5 protein-coding genes and 1 pseudogene are annotated in these 6,255 nt (G+C 63.0%); 5 read left to right on the plus strand and 1 reads right to left on the minus strand.

What is annotated here, in order from left to right:
• Positions 1–327 precede the first annotated feature (327 nt).
• The 3 genes from VGH41_RS17245 (at position 328) to VGH41_RS17255 (ending at position 2,875) form a co-directional block, all read left to right on the plus strand.
• On the plus strand, positions 328–570 hold the full coding sequence (locus tag VGH41_RS17245) for a hypothetical protein (protein ID WP_331598717.1): 243 nt from the start codon (positions 328–330) through the stop codon (positions 568–570).
• A gap of 193 nt (positions 571–763) precedes the next feature.
• Positions 764–1,021: a DNA-binding protein gene (locus tag VGH41_RS17250; protein ID WP_117333940.1), complete on the plus strand. Its 258-nt coding sequence runs from the start codon at positions 764–766 to the stop codon at positions 1,019–1,021.
• 579 nt (positions 1,022–1,600) lie between these two features.
• Positions 1,601–2,875 carry an EAL domain-containing protein gene (locus VGH41_RS17255; RefSeq protein ID WP_331598718.1) on the plus strand — a complete coding sequence of 425 codons (1,275 nt, stop codon included), beginning with the start codon at positions 1,601–1,603 and terminating at the stop codon, positions 2,873–2,875.
• 83 nt (positions 2,876–2,958) lie between these two features.
• Here VGH41_RS17255 and arfB read toward each other — a convergent pair whose 3' ends face one another.
• Positions 2,959–3,363 carry an alternative ribosome rescue aminoacyl-tRNA hydrolase ArfB gene (gene arfB, locus VGH41_RS17260; protein ID WP_331598719.1) on the minus strand — a complete coding sequence of 135 codons (405 nt, stop codon included), beginning with the start codon at positions 3,361–3,363 and terminating at the stop codon, positions 2,959–2,961.
• A gap of 148 nt (positions 3,364–3,511) precedes the next feature.
• On the opposite strand from arfB, the pseudogene VGH41_RS17265 reads away from it, so the two are divergent.
• Together VGH41_RS17265 and VGH41_RS17270 are read left to right on the plus strand one after the other, a co-directional pair.
• Positions 3,512–4,153: pseudogene (locus VGH41_RS17265) on the plus strand (VC0807 family protein).
• Positions 4,154–4,370: 217 nt separating this feature from the next.
• Positions 4,371–6,255: FUSC family protein (locus VGH41_RS17270; protein ID WP_331598720.1), on the plus strand; the 1,885-nt coding region annotated here is incomplete at its 3' end.

Below are 6,255 nucleotides of genomic sequence, written 5' to 3' on the forward strand. Positions count from 1 at the left end.
CGCGCATCGGCGCTTCACGCCTTTAGTTAGTTATACGTACTTATTTGCGAGCCGCCCGCCGCATGCCCCCGAAAGCGGCGGCAAGCTGGCGGCGTCGAGACCGCGCAGCTTCTTCCGACACTGCCCAGGGGCGGGCTCGCCACGCGGCAATAACGCCCGTTGCATATCGCCTGTCATCCCGGAAATAGGCCGCAAACGTAAGCAAATGTAACTATCCGTCAAAACTGTTACAAAGCTTCTGTTGGAGCGGATATTGCTCGCTAGAATGCACTGTCCTTCCTGATCGGACAGGCAGTACCTAGCCACAACCACTCTACGGAGGTAACGATGAAGAAAGTGTCCCTGGCGATCCTGGTTTCCCTCTCTGCCCTGACGGGTACAGCCTATGCACAGATGGACAATGGCGTCACGATGAGCACCGATCCGGCGAAGGCCGCCGACGTCGAGCAGCGTGCGCAAGACTTGCAAGCCAAGCAGCAAGCCATGGAAAACGCGCCGGCCATGTCGACCAAACACCACAAGATGGCGCCGCATCACAAGAAGGCGGCGAAGGCCGATGCAGGCGAATAAGCGCGACCTGGGCAAGACTCAACGCGACTAAACGATTGATGGCGCCCCTCGCAGGCACGCTGCGAAGGCAAAAAAGCCGAAGCCGGCTCTACCGGCTTCGGCTTTTTTTCTTGTCCGGCCAGTGCAGACGGTATGCTAAAGTCGCGCACCGAATCCCCCCCAACCCGTGCGCACCCTGGTGCGGAGGCACAGCATGAGCAACATCCAGTTGGACATCGAATGGACCGAAGCGGCATCCCGCAAAATCGAAAAACTGATGCCGCGCGGCGGTCAGGAAGCGTTTCTCGCGCTGCCGCCGGTTGAATGTTTGCCGATGGAAGGCGACGTACTGTTTCTCGGCCCGGATGGCAAACAGCAACCGTTTATCGTCGCGGAACGCCAGTATCACCATGACGGCGACGCGGACTGGACTATCATCCTGATCCTCGACGTCCCGCAGTCGACGCACTGATACTGACCGGTCGGGAGCGGCGGCCCAAACCCTGCTGCCACTGCCCTTTACGTCAGACAATCATTCAGGCGATCTTCGACACCACGCGAATTTCCGAACGCTCGATCTGATCCGCGACGGCCTGCCTGCAGGCCGCGATAGCGGCCGGGGCTGCGCGCGCCGCAACCGACTTCTTACTCACGGACGCCTTGAGCCTGCGCCGCAGAGACGCCCGCGCAGCCGGCCTCGGGCGATCCCGCTATTCCCTTGTAGCTGCTCACAATACCGTCCGACCCGCGAGGCCGCGGCCTGGAGTTTGGCGTGCGCCCGCTGCGCCCTCATGGTAGCGTTATTCATATGCCCGCCTGCTTCATGCGTGTGTGATTACCCGTACATTCACGCGAAGTCTGAACTGCTAGACTGATTTTCGACCAATCCGCCGGGGGCCAGCGTGGCTGGTATCGATCTGCGCATCCTGGGGCAAAGTCGTGCCCGCCCCGTCACCGCCCCGGCACTACGCCGGTCAGGCGCCGGGATAATTTGCGCATCGGTTTGCACTGCAGTTGGCACATCACACCGCACGCCGGACACCACGTCATCATGCCGACCGTCGAAGAACTGACGCTCAGCGGCCTTCTGCCACATCTGGTGCGCGAAGAAGCCGGCTGGACCGCCACATGGCGGGCACTCACGCTGCACAGCGTGTTCCAGCCGGTATTGTCGATTACCCATCAGCGTATCGTCGGATATGAGGCGCTGTTGCGCGCCTTCGATCCGGTCGGCCTACCGGTTTCGCCAGACGTGCTCTTTTCCGGCACGCGCTCGGCCAGCGAGGCGCGCGAACTCGACCGGATCGCCCGCTGCCTGCACGTGGCGAACTTCATGGAGCAGAACGTCGAGGTCGGCTGGCTGTTTCTCAACACGCGCCCGCAGGTATTCGAAACCGGCTGGCCGCAGCGTGCTTTTATCGACGAATTGTCTGCTCACTTCGGACTGCCGCAGGAGCGCATCGTCATCGAGGTGCTCGAGCAGCCGGCGGACGACGAATCGGCTGTCGCAAGCATGCTAACCGCTTCGCAGCCGCGCGACTTCCTGATTGCCATCGACGACTTCGGCACGGGCTTCTCGAACTTCGACCGCGTGTGGCGCTTCCGTCCCGACATTGTCAAGCTCGACCGCTCGCTGGTGGCGCGTGCCGGCAAGCGCCAGGGCGACGAATCGCTGATCGGCCACCTGATCGCCATGCTGCATCAGTCGGGCACGCTGGTGCTCGCTGAAGGCGTGGAAACCGACGACGAGCTGATGATCCTGATGCAGGCCGACGTCGACTTCGTGCAAGGCTTCTGGCTCGGTCAGCCGAAGGGCTCCGTGCAGGCAGCCTGCGCGCGCGTGCCCGCGCTGATCGATTCGATGTGGCGCAAGTTTGCCGACTACGAACGCAAGCACGCGCGTCACCAGCGCCTCGGCTTCAAGGGCTTTGCCGAAGCCGTGCTGGCCGCGGCGAGCACGTTTGCCGATAGCGGCGATCTCGCGCAGGCGGCGTTGCAGGTGTTTCATATTCCCGAAGCACGCCGCGTGTTCGTGACGGATGCGCAGGGCGAGCAAACCCGCCCGTCCGTTTGCGCGCCGTCTGTGCCGGAGCCGCCGCAGCGGCTTGCGCCGTTGCTCGCGACCACGCGCAGCAACTGGTCGCGGCGCGCCTATTTCAAGCACGCGCTGGCCGCGCCTGGACGCGTCGCGATGATGGGCCCGCACTATTCGCTGATCGACGGCGAGGACTGCTACACCGCCGCAGTGGCGCTCGAGCGCGATGGAGCCACGACGATCCTCTGCGTGGATTTCATTCCGGGCGTGTCGCGTCCCGCACAGCAGTGAAAACACCTGCGAACTCCGGCGCCGGTGCAGCCAGGATGCGCGCAACGCCTTCTTCGCAGACCCGATACCCCGCTGCAGCGCACTCAATCGTCGATGCGTGAGCGTCCCGATTTGATTTCGCCGCGGCGCGTCTTGCTGTCGAGCCGGCGCCGCACCGACGCTCGCGTTGGCCGCGTTGCGACGCGCGGCGTGCGGGTGACGCTGACGCTTTGAATCAGTTCATCGAGACGAGCCAGTGCCGTTGCCCGATTCATCTCCTGCGTGCGATGTTCCTGCGATTTGATGATCACGACACCGTCGCGCGTGATGCGGTGATCCGACAGCGCAAGCAGCCGCATTTTCAGCACCTCGGGAAGCGACGACGCGCGCACGTCGAAGCGCAGGTGAATCGCACTCGATACCTTGTTGACGTTCTGCCCGCCCGCTCCTTGCGCACGTACGGCGGTCAGTTCGACTTCATTGGGCGGGATGGGATAACGGAAAGTCATGGCGTGGTATGAAACAACGAAACGCAAGTGTACACACGAGGCCGGCGCCCGTCTCGCCCGCCTGCTTCCTGAAACCGGTTGCCTGCTGCCAACGTGTCGCCGATACTGCCTCCTTCCCCATTCACCATAAACGACAACAAACACTCGCATGAACCTGCGCCCCGCTCTCCTGCTCGAACTGGCAGTCAACCTGCTGTTGCCGTGGCTCGCTTATCGGCTCGCCATGCCCCACTGGGGCGAAACGGGCGGACTTATCGCGTCGGCCGTGCCGCCGGTCCTCTGGAGCCTCGTCGAACTGGCGCGCTTCCGGCGCGTCGACGCACTCAGCGTGATCGTGCTGATCGGCATCGTGCTGTCGCTCGGCGCCATGGCGCTGGGCGGCAGCGCACGCATGCTGCTGCTGCGCGAGTCGCTGGTGTCCGGTGCGATCGGAGTCGCCTTCCTCGTCTCGCTGGCACTGCCCCGGCCGCTCATCTTCTATCTGGCGCGCGCGAGCGTCGCTCGGGAAATGACGGGCGGAGCCGAACGCATCGACGCGCTTTGGCGCGACCGCGCCTCGTTTGCCGTTTCGATGCGCATGATGACCGCGATCTGGGGCGCAGGCCTCACCGCGGAAACCGTACTGCGTTCGTGGATGGCGTGGACCTGGCCTGTCGAGCGCTTTCTCGTGGTCTCGCCCTTCATCAGCTATGGCATCTACGGTGCACTGCTGCTTTGGACGCTGTAGTACCGCAAGGTCTTGCGCAATCGCTCAGGCGGCGAGGCACAGCCGGGCGGCATCGCCGGCTAGACGGCCGCTGCACGCCAGGCGCGAACCCAACCTTAAGCTGGACTCCGTACAAACAACCGCCAGCTCATCGAACGAGAGCATACCGAACGCATGGTCGCGGCGAAACCTGGCCAAACGGACGAGGTCAGACGCCGTCTGAAATCAGTTAGACTCAATCTCGGTTTGAGGCTCTTCCCGCAATCCCTTTTTGGGCGTGATACGCCAATCCAGGCAGTCGATGCGCTATTCGGTCGAAATCAAAAAATTCCTGTATAGCCAGTACTTTTATGGCGGCCTGCGGATCGCAGTCGGCGTGTCGTTGCCGGCCATCCTCTGCCTCGCCCTGTTCCACGACCGGGATCTGGGCTTCACGATCGCCACGGGCGCGCTCGGCGCGTGCGTCGTCGACATGCCGGGGCCGCTCAAGTACAAGCACAACGAAATGCTGGCGTGCAGCGTCATCGGCTTCCTGTCGGCGCTCGCTACCGGCCTCGCCACGGTCAATGCGGTCGCGCTCTGGTGCACCGTGGTGCCGCTGACCTTCGTGCTGTCCCTGATCGTGGTGTACGGCAACCGCTGGCCGCAGATCAGCTTCGCCACGCTCTTCATGATGATCGTGACGCTGGAAGAGCACTTCACTCCCATGCAGGCGCTCGTCAACGCGTCATGGATTCTCGCGGGTGGCCTTTGGTACACCTACTGGTCCACCTTCGTGAGCCGCTGGCAGATGCACCGCATCGAACAGCAGGCGCTGGCCGAAAGCGTGTTTGCCTGCGCGGACTATCTGCTCGCGCGGGCCGACTTCTACGATCTCGCCAACGACCTCGACGACTGCTATCGCAACCTCGTGGCAAGGCAGATCGTGGCGGTCGACCGTCAGGACGCGGCGCGCGACATCGTGCTGCGTAACCTGCCCAAGCTCAAGAGCGGCAAGCTCGAACCGCGCCGCGCCATGCTCTTCAACCTGTTCATCAATACGGTCGACCTGCACGAGCTGTTCGTCGGCGCGCATACCGACTATGCGATGGTGCGCAACACCTTCGGTGGCTCGGACATGCTCATGTTCTACCGTGACCTGATCCGCAAGGCCGCAGCGGACCTCGAAGAGATCGGCCTCGCGGTGCTGCAGAACCAGCCGCCGCGCACGCGGGTGAACGTCAAGGCGGAGTTGCGCGCCATCGAGTTCGAACTCGAACTGATGCGCAAGCACAATATGCCTGCCCAGAATCCTGAGGCGTACTCGGCAATATCGGCCACGTTCCGCCGTATCTGGAGCGCGACACGTCTGATCGACAAGATGCGCAAGAGCCTCTCGAGCGAAGCTCGCACAACGGAGACCGAACTGCGTCTGGACCAGGCGCTGTCGCGTTTCGTGTCGAGCCGGCGTGTGCCGTTCGGGCAGATTTTCTCGAACCTGACCATGGCCTCGCCGAGCTTTCGTCATGCCTTGCGCGTCACGATTGCGGTGGCCGTCGGCTTCTGGCTTGGACGTCTGCTGCCGCTCACCAATGCGTACTGGATCGTGATGACCACCGTGATCATCCTGAAGCCCGGCTATTCGCTGACCAAACAGCGCAACGGGCAGCGGATTATCGGCACGCTGATCGGCTGCGCGGCGAGTATCGCGATGATCATCTTCGTGAAGGAGCCGCACATCCTGATGGTGGTGATGTTCGCGTCGATGGTGATGAGCTACAGCCTGTTGCTGTTCAATTACACGGCGAGCGTGGTGTTCACTTCGTCGTATGTGCTGCTGATGTTCCATCTGCTCGCACCGGGCAGCATGCGCATCATCGGCGAACGCGCAATCGACACGGTGGTGGGCTGCGCGATCGCCATTGCGGCGAGCCATCTGTTCCCGTACTGGGAATATCGGCTGATGGGCAAGCTCGTCAACAACATGATCAACGCGACGCGCCAATATCTGGAGGCGAGTTGGTGGTGGAGCGGCAAGCCGGCCGCCGCGGTGGTGGCCACGGTGACTGAAGCCGGCGCGCGCGCGCCGGCGGCGGCGATGGCCGATCCGGCGATCGACTTTGCCAAGCCCGTGCTGGCGTCAGTTAATGGAGGTGCAAGCGGTGGCACAAGCGGTGGCACAAGCAGCGTTGCGAGCGGCAGCGCAA

The organism is Paraburkholderia sp., from assembly GCF_036488795.1.
In the GTDB taxonomy this organism is placed as follows: Bacteria; Pseudomonadota; Gammaproteobacteria; order Burkholderiales; family Burkholderiaceae; genus Paraburkholderia.

Bases quoted from the DNA above. Each gene is read 5' to 3' on its own strand.
- arfB (WP_331598719.1), bottom strand. From the start codon at position 3,363: ATGACTTTCCGTTATCCCATCCCGCCCAATGAAGTCGAACTGACCGCC.
- VGH41_RS17245 (WP_331598717.1), top strand. From the start codon at position 328: ATGAAGAAAGTGTCCCTGGCGATCCTGGTTTCCCTCTCTGCCCTGACG.
- VGH41_RS17250 (WP_117333940.1), top strand. From the start codon at position 764: ATGAGCAACATCCAGTTGGACATCGAATGGACCGAAGCGGCATCCCGC.
- VGH41_RS17255 (WP_331598718.1), top strand. From the start codon at position 1,601: ATGCCGACCGTCGAAGAACTGACGCTCAGCGGCCTTCTGCCACATCTG.